The sequence below is a fragment of the Pseudomonas sp. TE3-3-F2023 genome (assembly GCF_036784815.1).
Taxonomy (GTDB): Bacteria; Pseudomonadota; Gammaproteobacteria; order Pseudomonadales; family Pseudomonadaceae; genus Aquipseudomonas; species Aquipseudomonas pudica.
The window spans coordinates 4,943,807-4,958,462 of sequence record NZ_CP145113.1 but is presented as its reverse complement, the minus strand read 5'-3'; the positions used below and the strand labels follow the sequence as shown (position 1 = coordinate 4,958,462).

The 14,656-nt window shown below is 61.9% G+C and carries 13 protein-coding genes, 5 tRNA genes and 1 pseudogene; 12 read left to right on the top strand and 7 right to left on the bottom strand.

What is annotated here, in order from left to right; all coding sequences use genetic code 11:
* Positions 1-69: 69 nt before the first annotated feature.
* The 7 genes from V3314_RS22830 (at position 70) to mgtE (ending at position 4,276) form a co-directional block, all read left to right on the top strand.
* Positions 70-1,305, top strand: a complete 1,236-nt coding sequence (locus V3314_RS22830; protein WP_196175442.1) for an aspartate kinase — start codon at positions 70-72, stop codon at positions 1,303-1,305.
* Positions 1,306-1,470: 165 nt separating this feature from the next.
* Complete coding sequence (gene csrA / locus V3314_RS22825) at positions 1,471-1,659, top strand: carbon storage regulator CsrA (RefSeq protein WP_003254503.1); 189 nt, start codon at positions 1,471-1,473, stop codon at positions 1,657-1,659.
* 72 nt (positions 1,660-1,731) lie between these two features.
* A tRNA-Ser gene (locus V3314_RS22820) sits at positions 1,732-1,822 on the top strand.
* Between the two features lie 106 nt (positions 1,823-1,928).
* Positions 1,929-2,005, top strand: a tRNA-Arg gene (locus tag V3314_RS22815).
* A gap of 71 nt (positions 2,006-2,076) precedes the next feature.
* Positions 2,077-2,153 (top strand) — tRNA-Arg (locus V3314_RS22810).
* 73 nt (positions 2,154-2,226) lie between these two features.
* Positions 2,227-2,303: transfer RNA gene (locus V3314_RS22805), tRNA-Arg, on the top strand.
* Positions 2,304-2,833: 530 nt separating this feature from the next.
* Entirely contained in the window at positions 2,834-4,276 is a 1,443-nt protein-coding gene (gene mgtE, locus V3314_RS22800; protein WP_046614621.1) for a magnesium transporter, read from the top strand.
* Between the two features lie 208 nt (positions 4,277-4,484).
* On the opposite strand, the gene V3314_RS22795 is transcribed toward mgtE, so the two are convergent.
* On the bottom strand, positions 4,485-4,811 hold the full coding sequence (locus tag V3314_RS22795) for an Arc family DNA-binding protein (protein ID WP_012273554.1): 327 nt from the start codon (positions 4,809-4,811) through the stop codon (positions 4,485-4,487).
* A 345-nt stretch (positions 4,812-5,156) separates the two neighbouring features.
* Between V3314_RS22795 and phnN the strand changes: the two genes are divergently transcribed.
* Positions 5,157-5,750, top strand: coding sequence for a phosphonate metabolism protein/1,5-bisphosphokinase (PRPP-forming) PhnN (phnN, locus tag V3314_RS22790; protein ID WP_108481251.1), 594 nt, complete (start codon positions 5,157-5,159; stop codon positions 5,748-5,750).
* 111 nt (positions 5,751-5,861) lie between these two features.
* Positions 5,862-5,938, top strand: a tRNA-Arg gene (locus V3314_RS22785).
* A 74-nt stretch (positions 5,939-6,012) separates the two neighbouring features.
* Here the strand turns inward: V3314_RS22785 and V3314_RS22780 are convergent.
* Positions 6,013-6,339, bottom strand: coding sequence for an AzlD domain-containing protein (locus V3314_RS22780; RefSeq protein WP_196173087.1), 327 nt, complete (start codon positions 6,337-6,339; stop codon positions 6,013-6,015).
* Positions 6,336-7,070: an AzlC family ABC transporter permease gene (locus tag V3314_RS22775; protein ID WP_338459669.1), complete on the bottom strand. Its 735-nt coding sequence runs from the start codon at positions 7,068-7,070 to the stop codon at positions 6,336-6,338. Before V3314_RS22775 ends, V3314_RS22780 begins: the two co-directional genes overlap by 4 nt.
* 121 nt (positions 7,071-7,191) lie before the next feature.
* On the opposite strand from V3314_RS22775, the gene V3314_RS22770 reads away from it, so the two are divergent.
* Together V3314_RS22770 and V3314_RS22765 are read left to right on the top strand one after the other, a co-directional pair.
* Positions 7,192-8,070: a LysR family transcriptional regulator gene (locus V3314_RS22770; protein WP_046614617.1), complete on the top strand. Its 879-nt coding sequence runs from the start codon at positions 7,192-7,194 to the stop codon at positions 8,068-8,070.
* Positions 8,071-8,161: 91 nt separating this feature from the next.
* Positions 8,162-8,865 (top strand): annotated as a pseudogene (locus V3314_RS22765) (GGDEF domain-containing protein).
* Between the two features lie 129 nt (positions 8,866-8,994).
* Here the strand turns inward: V3314_RS22765 and lpdA are convergent.
* Genes lpdA through V3314_RS22745 form a run of 4 tightly spaced genes read right to left on the bottom strand, consistent with a single transcriptional unit; the run spans position 8,995 to position 13,956 of the window.
* Positions 8,995-10,374: a dihydrolipoyl dehydrogenase gene (gene lpdA / locus V3314_RS22760; protein ID WP_108481250.1), complete on the bottom strand. Its 1,380-nt coding sequence runs from the start codon at positions 10,372-10,374 to the stop codon at positions 8,995-8,997.
* A 2-nt stretch (positions 10,375-10,376) separates the two neighbouring features.
* Positions 10,377-11,663 carry a dihydrolipoamide acetyltransferase family protein gene (locus V3314_RS22755; RefSeq protein WP_338459668.1) on the bottom strand — a complete coding sequence of 429 codons (1,287 nt, stop codon included), beginning with the start codon at positions 11,661-11,663 and terminating at the stop codon, positions 10,377-10,379.
* Complete coding sequence (locus V3314_RS22750) at positions 11,664-12,722, bottom strand: alpha-ketoacid dehydrogenase subunit beta (protein WP_108481249.1); 1,059 nt, start codon at positions 12,720-12,722, stop codon at positions 11,664-11,666.
* A gap of 1 nt (position 12,723) precedes the next feature.
* Positions 12,724-13,956 carry a 3-methyl-2-oxobutanoate dehydrogenase (2-methylpropanoyl-transferring) subunit alpha gene (locus V3314_RS22745; RefSeq protein WP_013973636.1) on the bottom strand — a complete coding sequence of 411 codons (1,233 nt, stop codon included), beginning with the start codon at positions 13,954-13,956 and terminating at the stop codon, positions 12,724-12,726.
* Positions 13,957-14,154: 198 nt separating this feature from the next.
* Between V3314_RS22745 and bkdR the strand changes: the two genes are divergently transcribed.
* Positions 14,155-14,640 carry a Bkd operon transcriptional regulator BkdR gene (gene bkdR, locus V3314_RS22740; protein WP_012273540.1) on the top strand — a complete coding sequence of 162 codons (486 nt, stop codon included), beginning with the start codon at positions 14,155-14,157 and terminating at the stop codon, positions 14,638-14,640.
* Positions 14,641-14,656 lie beyond the last annotated feature (16 nt).

The following is a 14,656-nucleotide window of genomic DNA, read 5'->3' as shown; positions in this document are numbered from 1 at the left end:
CGGTCTAGTCGCGGCCTCTTCATGTTGGATTGTTTTTTGGGGCCCTGTATGGGCTGAGGCACCATTGAAATGGCGTTGATCGTACAGAAATTTGGCGGCACCTCTGTCGGTTCCATCGAGCGGATCGAGCAGGTAGCCGATAAGGTCAAGAAACACCGTGAGGCGGGCGACGACCTGGTGGTTGTGTTGTCGGCAATGAGCGGTGAAACCAATCGCCTGATCGACCTGGCCAAGCAGATCACCGATCAGCCGGTTCCGCGTGAACTGGATGTGATCGTGTCGACCGGTGAGCAGGTCACCATTGCCCTGCTGACCATGGCCTTGATCAAGCGTGGTGTGCCAGCGGTGTCCTACACCGGCAACCAGGTGCGCATTCTCACTGACAGCGCGCACAACAAGGCGCGCATCCTGCAGATCGACGACCAGAAGATTCGTGCCGACCTCAAGGCAGGCCGCGTGGTCGTGGTAGCGGGCTTCCAGGGCGTCGACGAGCACGGCAGCATCACCACCCTGGGCCGTGGCGGCTCCGACACCACGGGTGTGGCCCTGGCGGCTGCGCTGAAGGCTGATGAGTGCCAGATCTACACCGACGTCGATGGCGTCTACACCACCGACCCGCGCGTTGTGCCACAGGCCCAGCGCCTGGAGAAGATCACCTTCGAAGAGATGCTGGAAATGGCCAGCCTCGGTTCCAAGGTGCTGCAGATCCGTTCGGTGGAGTTCGCCGGCAAGTACAACGTTCCGCTGCGCGTGCTGCACAGCTTCAAGGAGGGTCCGGGTACCCTCATTACCATTGATGAAGAGGAATCCATGGAACAGCCGATCATTTCCGGTATCGCCTTCAACCGTGATGAAGCCAAGCTGACCATTCGCGGCGTGCCGGACACTCCGGGCGTGGCCTTCAAGATCCTCGGCCCGATCAGCGCCTCGAACATCGAGGTCGACATGATCGTGCAGAACGTTGCCCACGATAACACCACCGACTTCACCTTCACCGTGCACCGCAACGAGTACGAGAAGGCGCAGAGCGTGCTGGAAAACACTGCCCGCGAAATCGGTGCCCGTGAAGTGATCGGCGACACCAAGATCGCCAAGGTCTCGATCGTTGGCGTCGGCATGCGTTCGCACGCCGGTGTTGCCAGCCGCATGTTCGAAGCCCTGGCCAAGGAGAGCATCAACATCCAGATGATCTCCACCTCCGAGATCAAGGTTTCGGTCGTGATCGAAGAGAAGTACCTGGAGCTGGCCGTGCGCGCGCTGCACACCGCGTTCGAACTCGACGCTCCGGCACGACAGAGCGAGTAATACGCTGCCTGGAAGGGCGCGGCTTGCCGCGCCCTTCGCGTTTCTGCTCGCCACGCAGGCCTGTCCTGCCCTGGGTGACGAGCAACCGGGCCCTGGTCGTCGTCCACGACCAGGCCCCGACACCCAAGACTGTTACCCCTGAATGTTTTGCGTAAGGAGAAAGCTATGTTGATTCTGACTCGTCGGTGCGCCGAGAGCCTGATCATTGGAGACGGCGAGATCACCGTGACGGTGCTCGGCGTCAAAGGCAACCAGGTGCGTATTGGCGTCAGCGCCCCGAAGGAAGTGGCTGTGCACCGCGAGGAAATCTACCTGCGGATCAAGAAAGAGAAGGACGAGGAGCCAAGCCTTTAATTTTTTTGAAGTTTTTTTCAAAAAAAGGGTTGCAAACGAGGAAGAGCCTGTTTAATATTCGCCTCGTGTTGCGGTGAGGTGGCCGAGTGGCCGAAGGCGCTCCCCTGCTAAGGGAGTATACCTCATAAGGGTATCGGGGGTTCGAATCCCCCCTTCACCGCCATTATTCGCTTAGGGCGCTGTAAACGGTAAGAACGCTAAGTAGTTGATTTTAAACGAAAAAGTTCTTGCAAAAATGTTTCAGCGACCTATAATGCGCGGCAAGACACGGACTCATAGCTCAGCTGGATAGAGTACTCGGCTACGAACCGAGCGGTCGGAGGTTCGAATCCTCCTGAGTCCGCCACTTTTGAAGTGGCTTTGTTTGCAAGGCTACTTCAATCAACCAGTGGTAATCTGGTCTAAAAATACCATCGCGGACTCATAGCTCAGCTGGATAGAGTACTCGGCTACGAACCGAGCGGTCGCAGGTTCGAATCCTGCTGAGTCCGCCACTTTTTGAAGTGGCTCTGCTTGCAAAGGCACTTCAGTCAACCAGTGGTAACCTGGTCTAAAAAGTACCACCACGGACTCATAGCTCAGCTGGATAGAGTACTCGGCTACGAACCGAGCGGTCGGAGGTTCGAATCCTCCTGAGTCCGCCACACAAAATCAAGAAGCCCGCTCAATAGAGCGGGCTTTTTGTTTTTCTGCGCCAATGAATTGTTGCTGATGTCCATCTACGCTCTTCTGTAATGATTGTGGTGTAGCTCGGGGCCGCCATGCGGCCCATCGCCGGCGAGCCAGCTCCCACAGGACTCGCGCTGCTCTCTGGACTGTGTCGTCCCTGTGGGGGCTGGCTTGCCGGCGAAAGGGCTGCAAAGCAGCCCCGAATTCGATCAGGTATCGCATACACATCCAGGCACACAACAAATGTGCTTTAACCGCCAGACCCACCGTCGCACTGATAGCTTCGAGCGTTGTCCCAGCTTTATCACGCAAACGATTGTTCTGGCCAAAATTTTAAGCGATCTGACAGCTTTAGCAGTGTATGATTGCGCCCGTCAGCCCCGCCGGGGCTTGTGGAAAACCACCATGGACTTACCCAGTAGTTACTCGCTAACAAGATTCATACAGAAAGATCTGACCGATTGATTCTCCCGGCGTGCTCCGCTGCTGGGAGTGGAGTTCGCCTATGACTGAAGTAGAAGTAAAAAAAGCGCAGGAAAGCCTGCAGGACCGCCTGGCCCAGGTGGTCGAACTGCTGCAACGCCAGCGCGTGGTCGAAGACCTGACCCACCGTCAGGAAGGCGCCCACAACGACCTGGTGGAAAACCTGGTCCACCGCCAGAACCTCGTCGAGCTGCAGCGCAAGCTCGATGACCTGCACCCCGCCGACATCGCCTACATCCTTGAAGCCTTGCCACTGGAAGACCGCCTGACGGTCTGGCAGCTGGTGCGCTCGGATCGCGATGGCGACATCCTGCTGGAAGTGTCCGACGCCGTGCGGCAATCGCTGATCGCCGACATGGACGATCACGAACTGCTCGCCGCCGCCAAGGAAATGGACGCCGACGAACTGGCCGACCTGGCTCCTGAGCTGCCGCGTGACGTTGTTCACGAGCTGATGGAAACCCTCGATGCGCAGCAACGCGAGCGCGTGCGTTCGGCGCTGAGCTACGACGAGGAGCAGGTTGGTGCGTTGATGGACTTCGAGATGGTCACCATCCGCGAAGACGTCAGCCTCGAAGTGGTGTTGCGCTACCTGCGCCGTTTGAAAGAACTGCCGAACCACACCGACAAACTGTTCGTGGTGGACTATGACGGTATTCTGAAGGGCGTATTGCCGATCAAGCGCCTGCTGGTCAACGACCCGGAGAAGAAGGTGGCGGAGGTCATGGCGACCGACCCGGTTTCCTTCCACCCCGACGAAGATGCCTATGACGCGGCGCAGGCCTTCGAGCGTTATGACCTGGTATCTGCGCCGGTCGTGGACAAGAACGAACGCCTGATCGGCCGCTTGACCATCGACGAAATGGTCGACCTGATTCGTGAAGAAAGTGAAAGCGAAGTGCTGAACATGGCCGGTTTGCGCGAGGAAGAAGACATCTTCGCCTCGGTCTGGCGTTCGCTGCGCAACCGCTGGGCCTGGTTGGCCATCAACCTGATTACCGCTTTCGTTGCGTCGCGTGTGATTGGCCTGTTCGAAGGTTCGATCGAGAAGCTGGTCGCCCTGGCTGCGCTGATGCCGATCGTGGCGGGTATTGGTGGCAACTCCGGTAACCAGACCATCACCATGATCGTGCGCGCCATGGCGCTGGACCAGGTGTCGCCGGGCAATACCAGCCGCCTGATGCGCAAGGAGCTGGCGGTATCGCTGCTCAACGGCCTGATCTGGGGCGGGGTGATCGGTGCGGTGGCGTTCTGGTTGTATGGCAGCTGGTCGTTGGGCTTGGTGATGACTGCGGCGATGACCTTGAACCTGCTGTTGGCGGCCTTGATGGGGGTGTTGATCCCGATGACCCTGACACGCCTGGGGCGCGACCCGGCGATGGGGTCGAGCGTGATGATTACTGCCGTTACCGACAGCGGTGGCTTCTTCATCTTCCTCGGGCTGGCCACACTGTTCCTGCTGTAACCGATTAGGTCTCTGTGGGAGCGGCCTTGTGTCGCGAAAGGGCTGCGAAGCAGCCCCGGAAATTTGTGCGGCACTGCAGACATCGTGGGGCCGCTCTGCGGCCCTTTCGCGACACAAGGCCGCTCCCACGGAAATAGTGATCCCACAGCCGTGGTGAGCCCACAAAAAAGCCAGCTTTCGCTGGCTTTTTTGTGTTCGGCTGCAAACCTCAGGAGGCGTCGGTAGCCATTTCCACATCGTGAGCGATGAGGGCGACCAGCGCGTTCTGCTGGCGGTGCGACAGTTGACGGAAGCGTTGCAGCAACTCGCGTTCATGCAGGGACAGTTCGGGGCTGTCCAGGCGCATGCTCAACTCGTCACCCAGCGCACCTTCCTGGATAAGGCTCTGTTCCAGGCGCGCGATGATTTCGGAGTTCATGCTGCGGTGATGGTTGCGCGCTACCTCGGCAATGCGCTCACGCATCCCGTCTGGCAGGCGGACGACGAACTTGTCAGCGGTGCGGCTCGAATAAATAGCCTGTTTCATTGGGCGCATATAAATTGACCGGATTTTGGTTCAGGGGAAGCGGTTCTCAAATTGGCCGCACGGGGTGGTAGTACGACCGTAGCGACGATGAAATGTTCAACCGTCTGTGAAAAATGGATGCTCATCTTGCCTCATGGTCGCCGTTTCCTTGGCGTCAATTCTGTGACAAATAGTGAGCCGAATAAAGGCTTTGTGCCAGTACCAATTATCAGAAATGAGTACTGGTTTGAAAAGTTTTACATGCTCAGGCTTACTCGATCGTCAGACTTTTGCCGTCAAAAACTGGTAAAACGCAGCAAAAGGCCGGTAAACACCCTAGAATGTGCCGATTTTCCTCCATAGAGCATAGTGGCTATGCAACATGACGCAAGCGACCGCCAATCAGGGACGGGCCGGTTGATATATCTGGTAGGACCGTCGGGTTCCGGGAAAGATTCCCTGATCGACGCTTCTCGTGAGCGGTTGGCAGCCGCGGGGGTGGAAATCGCCCGTCGCGTCATTACCCGGTCGGCCGAAGCAAAGGGCGAAGCCGCCCATGGAGTTACGTCCGAACAGTTCGAAGCACTGCGCGAGCAAGGGGCGTTTGCCATGCATTGGCGGGCCAATGGTCTGGATTACGGTATCCCACTACAGATGGACCGGTGGCTGGCGGAGGGCAGGGCGGTGCTGGTGAATGGTTCGCGGGCATATCTGGCCGAGGCACGCCGGCGCTACCCGAACCTGTTGGCAGTGCTGGTCGAGGTCAGGCACGAGGTATTGCGCGAGCGCCTGGTGGCCCGCGGCCGGGAAAGCGCAGAGGAAGTCGAGCAGCGCCTGGCACGAAATGCACGCTTGCAGGCGCTGGCCGATCCGTCGCTGCATGTGCTGGACAACTCCACCACCCTGGAAACCGCGGTCGAGGGACTGTTCGTGCTGCTGCGTGATGAAGGCGTGCTGCCACAGGTGTAGCATTGGCAGAAAAGGATTACGCGAAAAAGCCCGCTTGAGGCATGACAAACGCCAGCGTGCTGGTTAACATGCTGGCCGTCCTGCTGTGCAGCGTCCGCTGTCGGCACTTGCGTCTCAGTAGCTCAATTGGATAGAGCATCCCCCTCCTAAGGGGAAGGTTGCAGGTTCAATTCCTGCCTGGGACGCCATTTCCTTTCGTTCCCTTACCGCGTCCACCCAGTGATGATGACGCGAAATCGGGAAGCCTTGAACCTGCGTATTTCTACATCCCCAGATGCTTCAAGGCCCACAGCACTCCCATGCCCACAATCAGCGTCAGCATTGTGCTGCGCGTGCGCCACGCCACCAGCGCGGCCAGTATCGCTGCCGGTATCTGCGGGTTCATCCAGTCGATTCCCGCCTGCCGATCGGGCAACACCACTGCCGGCAGTACCAAGGCGGCCAGCACGCTGGCCGGCACATACGCCAGGGCGCGGCGAAACAGTGGGGGGATGCGCAATACCGTATGCAACTCGATGAACGACAAGCGGATGGCGAAGGTGCCCAGGCCGATCAGAATGAAGGTTATCCATTGGGTCGGTTCGCTCATGATGCTTCCTGTTCGGTATCGGCTGCTGCCGCAGATTGCTGCTTTTGCCAGTTCTCGATGCCCAGCCCGGCGATGATGCCGCCCAGGGCGCCAGTCAGCAGGCCTAGGTTGTAGGGCAGGTTGGTGGCCAGCACGGCGAGCACGCCGCCGGTCAACGCTGCGCCAAGCGTGGCCGCATTGCGAATGCCAGGTATCAACAGCGCCAGGAATGACAATGGAATTGCAAAGCCCAGCGACCAGTCCTCAGGGATGCTCGCGCCCAGGTACATGCCCGCCAGCACCGAGAGGTTCCAGCCGAAGAACATGGTGATTGCCGTACCGGCATAGTAGGGGTAGGCAGACTGCCCGAGCCCGCCCGAGCCCATCTTCAGCGTGCACAGGGCGAAGGACTGGTCTGACAGCATGTACGCCATCGGCCACTTGTGGCGACGCGGCAGCTGGCCCAGGTGTGGCGCCAGGCTGGCGCTGTACATCAGGAAGCGCAAATTGATCACCAGCGCGTTGACTACCATGGTCACCGGCAGGGCAGCGCTTTGCATCAGCTGCATCACTACCATTTGCGCGGACCCGGAGTAGAACAGCAAGGTCATGCCGATGGCATCGGTTGGCGACAGGCCTATGCCGATCGCCGTCACCCCGGTGATCAGGCCGAAGGGCACGATGCCGGAGGTCAATGGCAGGGCGCTGTGGGCACCTTGCCTGAACGCTTGGGTCCCGCTTGGATACGGCATTTGAAATCCTTGAAAGTGTGCAGACGGTGCAAGGGCGGCACGTCCACGTTAATGCGCGCGACAGTTGGCCTCAACGTCAGATTTCTGGAATAGTAGGCCTAAAAAAAATAGGCCTGAAAGCGTGTACCTCGATACTCCTACCCGGCACTCGCTGCAGCTCAATGCCCTGCGTGCCTTCGAAGCGTCAGCCCGCCTGGGCGGTTTTGCCCGTGCCGCACTCGAACTGAAGGTGACCCCGGGGGCCATCGCCGCCCTGGTCAAGACCCTGGAAAGCGAATACGGCGCGGCCTTGTTCGAGCGCCACGCAAAAGGCGTGCGCCTGACGCCCTTGGGCGAAAGCGTGAAAGGCCAGTTCACCGAGGCGTTCGACGCCGTGGAGGCCGCTGCGCGCACGCTGCGCCGTCTGGCCGCACCACAGCGGGTGCATATCGTCACATCGCCTGCCCTGGCGCAGTTGTGGATCGGGCCACGCCTGCCGGAACTGACCCGACTGCTGGCACCCATCGAGATCTCGGTGACGGCGGTGGATGAACCGCCCAACCTGAAGCGCAGCCCGTTCGACCTGTGCCTGTTCTACACCGAAAAAACCGAGCGCTGGCAACGCAGGATAGCCACGGAAGAAATCCTGCCCGTGTGCGTGCCGGCCTTGGCCGCCAGCATCGCCAAGCCCGAGGACCTTGCCGACGCCCGTTGCATTGCCGACGTGGGCTGGAACGACTGGGCAGTGTGGACGGGAGCGGTGATGCCCGGGCACAAGTTCGTTGCCCGTGGGCCGGGTTTTTCCCTGTACTCGATCGCCTTGCAGCAAGCCCTGCTGGCCGCCGGGGTGCTGATAGGGCGCAGAAGCCTGGTGCAGCGCTACCTCGACAGCGGCGAACTGGTCGCCCCCATCGACCTCGCGGTGCCACTGGGTGTGACCATCGCCGCATGGCGGCTGCCAGGTGCCAAGGGCAACCAGGTGGTTGCTGCAGTGGAGGAGGCGCTGTTGCATCTGGCTTGAGCGTCCTCAATCCATGCCCGTCCTCAGCACCGCCAAAACAGGGCGTCGGGGCTATTCTGTTCGGGTGCGCCAGGAGCCAGGGGGAGCGTCCATGAGTCAGGGAACCCGGCCGGTACCCACCGGCTTCAGTGAACACCAGTTGCATACGTTGTTCGATCTGATCAGCGATGGCATCTGGGACTGGAATGCTCTAACAAGCGCCTGGTGGCGCAACTGGAGCAAAGGAACCAGTCCCTGGAAAGCCAGGTGGCCGAACGCACCCGCGAGCTGTCCTGGGTGAACCAGCAACTGCAGCGGCAGCTGGACGAAAACCGCGAGCTGGCCGAGCGCGATGCATTGACCCGCATTGCCAACCGCTATCGGCTGGAGAAGGCGCTGCAACTGGAGTGCGAGCGTGCCCAGCGCTTTCGCCAGCCGTTGTCGCTCATTGCCATGGACCTGGACGACTTCAAACCGATCAATGACCGCTTTGGCCATGCCCGTGGCCATGCGGCGCTGGTGCGAGTGGTCGACGTCCTGCGTACCTGTCTGCGGCAGCAGGACCTGCTGGCGCGCTGGGGTGGGGACGAGTTCGTCATCGTATTGCCGCAGGCCTCGCTGGGCGAGGCGCTGGAGGTGGCAGCACGCTTGCGTCAGGCGATGGTGCAGGTGGAGCCGGTGGGCGATTGCCGGCTGACCATGAGCTACGGCGTGGTGCAATGGCAGGAAGGAGAGGACCAGCATGCACTGCTGGCGCGTGCCGACACGGCGCTGTACCGGGCCAAGGGGAACGGCAAGAACGCGATAGCCCGATAGATCGCGATCATTGTGGGAGCGGCCGCGGTGGTTTCAGGTTTTGTGTTGGACCGCCGTAAGGCCTGAACGAAAAAAGACCCGCAACGCCTTGGGGCGCTGCGGGCCAAATCGGCCTCGGCCGCTTCAGTGTCAGATATGCAGGGCGTGGCCCAAGGCGCGCAGTGCCGCTTCCTGTACCGCCTCACCCAGTGTCGGGTGGGCATGGATGGTGCCGGCCACATCCTCCAGGCACGCGCCCATCTCCAGCGACTGGGCAAACGCCGTCGACAACTCGGAAACCGCCACGCCAACCGCCTGCCAACCCAGGATCAGGTGGTTGTCACGGCGCGCCACCACGCGCACGAAACCGCTTTTCGATTCCAGGCTCATGGCCCGGCCATTGGCGGCAAACGGGAACTGCGCGACGATGCAGTCCAGCCCTTGCTGGCTGGCTTGCTCCGGGGTCTTGCCGACCACCACCACTTCCGGGTCGGTGAAACACACCGCGGCGATCGCGCTGGGTTCGAAACGGCGTGCCTTGCCGGCGATGATCTCGGCGACCATCTCGCCCTGGGCCATGGCCCGGTGCGCCAGCATCGGTTCGCCGGCCACGTCGCCGATGGCCCAGACGTTGCGCATGCTGGTCTGGCAGCGCTCGTCGATGGCGACGGCAGCGCCATTCATCTTAAGGTCCAGGCACTCCAGGTTGAAACCTTGTGTGCGCGGCCTACGGCCCACGGCCACCAGCACCTGGTCGGCTTCCAGGCGCAGTTGGCCACCCTGGCCATCACGGGCCAGCAGGCAGCCACCTTCGTAACCTTCGACGCTATGGCCCAGGTACAGGGTGATGCCCAGCTTCTTCAGCGATTCGGCCACGGGGGCGGTCAGCTCGCTGTCGTAGGTCGGCAGGATGCGCTCGCGCGCTTCCACCACGCTGACCCGAGCGCCCAGCTTGCGGTAGGCGATGCCCAGCTCCAGGCCGATGTAGCCGCCGCCCACCACTACCAGGTGCTGCGGCAGGGTTTTCGGCGCCAGGGCTTCGGTCGAGGAAATGATCGGCCCGCCCAGTGGCAGCATCGGCAGTTCGACACTGCTGGAGCCAGTGGCCAGCAACAGGTGCTCGCACTGGATACGCTGACCATCGACCTCGACCTGCTTGCCGTCGAGCACTTTCGCCCAGCCATGGATCACCTTGACCCCGTGCTTTTTCAGCAGGGCTGCGACGCCGGTGGTCAGGCGGTCGACGATGCCGTCCTTCCAGGCCACGCTCTGGCCGATGTCCAGGCGCGGCGAGGCGACGCTGATGCCCAGCTCCGACGGGCCGGCAAAGCGCGAAGTCTGGTGGAACTGCTCGGCCACGTGGATCAGCGCCTTGGACGGGATGCAGCCGATGTTCAGGCAGGTACCGCCCAGTGCCTGGCCTTCCACCAGCACGGTGGGGATGCCCAGTTGCCCGGCGCGGATGGCAGCCACGTAGCCGCCAGGGCCGCCGCCGATGATCAACAGGGTAGTCTGGATAGTCTGTTGCATGCTCACTCCACGAACAGGCAGGCGGGTTGTTCGAGCAGGCCGCGCACGGCCTGGATGAACAGCGCGGCGTCCATGCCATCGACCACGCGGTGGTCGAACGAGCTGGACAGGTTCATCATCTTGCGCACGACGATCTGGCCATCGATCACCACAGGTCGCTCGACCATGCGGTTGACGCCGACGATCGCCACTTCCGGGGTGTTGACCACCGGCGTGCTGACGATGCCGCCCAGGGCGCCCAGGCTGGTCAGGGTGATGGTCGAACCGGACAGCTCGTCGCGGCTGGCCTTGTTGTTGCGGGCAGCGTTGGCCAGGCGCGAGATCTCGCTGGCGTTGCTCCACAGGCTGCCAGCTTCGGCATGGCGCAGCACCGGTACCATCAGGCCGTTGTCGCCCTGGGTGGCGATACCCACATGTACCGCGCCATGGCGGGTGATGACCTGGGCTTCGTCGTCATAGGTGGCGTTGATCTGCGGGAAATCGCGCAGTGCCACGACAAGGGCACGCACCAGGAACGGCAGCAGGGTCAGCTTGCCGCGGCTGTCGCCATGCTTGCTGTTGAGTTGCTGGCGCAGGGCTTCCAGGGCGGTGACGTCGATTTCTTCCACATAGCTGAAGTGCGCAACCCGGCGCTTGGCGTCCTGCATGCGCTGAGCGATCTTGCGGCGCAGGCCGATCACCGGCACCTGCTCGCTGTCGGTGCGCTTGGCATAGCCGCTCGGGGCTTGTCCGCCGGCGCTGTGCGGCTTGCTCATGAAGGCGTCGAGGTCTTCGTGCAGGATGCGCCCGGCCGGGCCGCTGCCATGCACGTAACGCAGTTCGATACCTGCATCCAGAGCACGCTTGCGCACCGCCGGCGAGGCCAGCGGCTTGTCGCCTGGCTGGCGTGGCACGATCGGGGCTGCCTCGTGGTTGACGGGCGTCTGGTACGCGGCCGGTCTTGCTTCCTTCTGCGGCTCTAGCTTGGCGGCTACCGGGGCATCGGGGGCCTCGACCTGTTCGCGCTTGGGCACATCCTTGGTGGGCACATCCACATGGTTGCCGCTGCCTTCCACTTCGATGCGGATCAGCTCGCTGCCGACCGCCATCACTTCACCTGGTTGCCCACCCAGTGCCAGCACCTTGCCGCTGACCGGCGAAGGGATTTCCACGGTGGCCTTGTCGGTCATGACGTCGGCGACTACCTGGTCTTCGGCGATCATGTCACCGACCTTGACGAACCACTCGACCAACTCGACCTGCGCGATGCCTTCGCCAATGTCCGGCATCTTGATGACGTGCGTGCCCATTCAGACCTCCATGACCTTTTTCAATGCCGCACCTACCCGCGAAGGCCCTGGGAAGTAAGCCCATTCCTGTGCGTGTGGGTAGGGGGTGTCCCAGCCGGTGACGCGCTCGATCGGCGCCTCCAGGTGGTGGAAGCAGTGTTCCTGCACCAGCGACACCAGTTCGGCGCCGAAACCGCAGGTGCGGGTAGCCTCGTGTACCACCACGCAGCGGCCAGTCTTTTTCACAGACTCGACGATGGTGTCCAGGTCCAGCGGCCACAGGCTGCGCAGGTCGATCACCTCGGCGTCGACGCCGGTTTCTTCGGCGGCCACCTGGGCCACGTACACCGTGGTGCCGTAGGTCAGCACGGTCACGTCATTGCCGGGGCGGGTAATGGCCGCCTTGTCCAGCGGCACGCTGTAGTAGCCATCGGGCACGGCGCTTTGCGGGTGCTTCGACCACGGCGTGACAGGGCGGTCGTGGTGGCCGTCGAACGGGCCGTTGTACAGGCGCTTGGGTTCCAGGAAGATCACCGGGTCATCGCATTCGATCGAGGCGATCAGCAGGCCCTTGGCGTCATAGGGGTTGGACGGCATGACAGTCCGCAGGCCGCACACCTGGGTGAACATCGCTTCCGGGCTCTGGCTGTGTGTCTGGCCGCCATAGATCCCGCCACCGCAGGGCATGCGCAGGGTCAGCGGGGCGATGAATTCGCCGGCCGAACGGTAACGCAGGCGCGCCATCTCGGAAACGATCTGGTCGGAGGCCGGGTAGAAATAGTCGGCGAACTGGATTTCCACCACCGGGCGCAGGCCGTAGGCACCCATGCCCACGGCGGTGCCGACGATACCGCTCTCGGAGATCGGCGCGTCGAACACACGGGACTTGCCGTACTTGGTCTGCAGGCCTTCGGTGCAGCGGAACACGCCGCCGAAGTAGCCGACGTCCTGGCCGTAGATCACCACATTGTCGTCGCGCTCGAGCATGACATCCATGGCCGAGCGCAGGGCCTGGATCATGGTCATGGTAGTGGTGGCCATGGCGGTTTCCGGGTTGATGCTGTTGTTGTGGTCGTTCATCTCAAACCCCCAGTTCCTGGCGTTGACGGCGCAGGTGGTCGGGCATTTCCTTGTACACGTCCTCGAACATCGAGGCGGCACTCGGGATGTGACCATTGGCCAGGGTGCCGTACTGCTCGGCTTCTTTCTGCGCGGCGATCACCGCGGCTTCCAGCTCGGCAGTGGTGGCCTGGTGCTCTTCCTCGGACCAGTGGCCGATCTTGATCAGGTGCTGCTTCAGGCGGGCGATCGGGTCGCCGAGCGGGAAGTGGCTCCAGTCATCGGCCGGGCGGTACTTAGACGGGTCGTCCGAAGTGGAATGCGGGCCGGCACGGTAGGTGACCCATTCGATCAGGCTCGGGCCCAGGCCGCGACGGGCGCGTTCTGCGGCCCAGCGCGAAGCGGCGTACACGGCGACGAAGTCGTTGCCGTCAACCCGTAGCGAGGCAATGCCGCAACCCACGCCACGGCCGGCGAAGGTGGTCGACTCGCCACCGGCGATGGCCTGGAAGGTGGAGATCGCCCACTGGTTGTTGACCACGTTGAGGATCACCGGGGCACGGTACACGTGGGCGAAGGTGAGGGCGGTGTGGAAGTCCGACTCGGCGGTTGCGCCGTCGCCGATCCATGCCGAGGCGATCTTGGTATCGCCCTTGATCGCCGAGGCCATGGCCCAGCCGACCGCCTGCACGAACTGGGTCGCCAGGTTGCCGCTGATGGTGAAGAAGCCGGCCTCGCGTACCGAATACATGATCGGCAGCTGGCGGCCCTTGAGCGGGTCGCGCTCGTTGGACAGCAGCTGGCAGATCATCTCGACCAGCGACACGTCGCGGGCCATCAGGATGCTTTGCTGGCGGTAGGTGGGGAAGCACATGTCGGTGCGGTTCAGGGCCAGGGCCTGGCCGCTGCCGATGGCCTCTTCACCCAGGCTCTGCATGTAGAAGGACATCTTCTTCTGGCGCTGGGCGACTACCATGCGGCTGTCGAAAATCCGCGTCTTGAGCATGGCGCGCATGCCCTGGCGGAGAACTTGCGGGTCGATGTCTTCGGCCCACGGGCCTTGCGCGTCGCCTTGCTCGTCGAGCACGCGGATCAGGCTGTAGGACAGGTCCGCGGTGTCGGCAGCGTCGACATCGACTGGCGGTTTACGGGCTTGACCTGCATCGTTCAGGCGCAGGTAGGAGAAATCGGTCTGGCAGCCTGGCCGGCCGGTAGGCTCGGGCACATGCAAACGCAGGGGGGCGTACTCGTTCATGCTTTTTACGCTCGCTCGGGTATTTGTTTTTGTGAGCTCTGAAGCGGCCGCCGCTGAGTACCGGCTTGTGACTGGTAGGTCAGCGTCCCTTACATCTTAGTGGGCCAGCAGGAGAATTTTTCTCTCAAGTTGATTGCCTTTGCCGAGCAGGGCAGATAAACATTCCGCATAAACACAAAAAACCGGTGATTTTGTCTCATGCGCAAACTCGATCGTACCGATATCGGCATTCTCAACAGCTTGCAAGAAAATGCCCGCATCACCAACGCCGAGCTGGCCCGCTCGGTGAACCTGTCCCCCACACCCTGCTTCAACCGAGTGCGGGCCATGGAAGAACTGGGGGTGATCCGCCAGCAGGTGACCTTGCTGTCGCCCGAGGCGCTGGGGCTGGACGTGAACGTGTTCATCCATGTGAGCCTGGAAAAACAGGTCGAGCAGTCGTTGCACCGTTTCGAGGAAGAAATTGCCGAACGGCCAGAAGTGATGGAGTGTTACCTGATGACGGGCGATCCGGACTACCTGTTGCGGGTACTGCTGCCCAGCATCCAGGCGCTGGAACGGTTCCTGGATTACCTGACTCGGTTGCCAGGGGTGGCCAACATCCGTTCCAGTTTTGCCTTGAAGCAGGTGCGCTACAAGACGGCCTTGCCGCTGCCGGCCAATGGCATGACCTTGCGGGAGTAGCCGTCCGAGTACTGCG

Bases quoted from the DNA above. Each gene is read 5' to 3' on its own strand.
- csrA (WP_003254503.1), top strand. From the start codon at position 1,471: ATGTTGATTCTGACTCGTCGGTGCGCCGAGAGCCTGATCATTGGAGAC.
- V3314_RS22755 (WP_338459668.1), bottom strand. From the start codon at position 11,663: ATGGGCACGCACGTCATCAAGATGCCGGACATTGGCGAAGGCATCGCG.
- bkdR (WP_012273540.1), top strand. From the start codon at position 14,155: ATGCGCAAACTCGATCGTACCGATATCGGCATTCTCAACAGCTTGCAA.
- V3314_RS22750 (WP_108481249.1), bottom strand. From the start codon at position 12,722: ATGAACGACCACAACAACAGCATCAACCCGGAAACCGCCATGGCCACC.
- V3314_RS22830 (WP_196175442.1), top strand. From the start codon at position 70: ATGGCGTTGATCGTACAGAAATTTGGCGGCACCTCTGTCGGTTCCATC.
- V3314_RS22775 (WP_338459669.1), bottom strand. From the start codon at position 7,070: ATGCCGTATCCAAGCGGGACCCAAGCGTTCAGGCAAGGTGCCCACAGC.
- mgtE (WP_046614621.1), top strand. From the start codon at position 2,834: ATGACTGAAGTAGAAGTAAAAAAAGCGCAGGAAAGCCTGCAGGACCGC.
- V3314_RS22795 (WP_012273554.1), bottom strand. From the start codon at position 4,811: ATGCGCCCAATGAAACAGGCTATTTATTCGAGCCGCACCGCTGACAAG.
- phnN (WP_108481251.1), top strand. From the start codon at position 5,157: ATGCAACATGACGCAAGCGACCGCCAATCAGGGACGGGCCGGTTGATA.
- lpdA (WP_108481250.1), bottom strand. From the start codon at position 10,374: ATGCAACAGACTATCCAGACTACCCTGTTGATCATCGGCGGCGGCCCT.
- V3314_RS22745 (WP_013973636.1), bottom strand. From the start codon at position 13,956: ATGAACGAGTACGCCCCCCTGCGTTTGCATGTGCCCGAGCCTACCGGC.
- V3314_RS22780 (WP_196173087.1), bottom strand. From the start codon at position 6,339: ATGAGCGAACCGACCCAATGGATAACCTTCATTCTGATCGGCCTGGGC.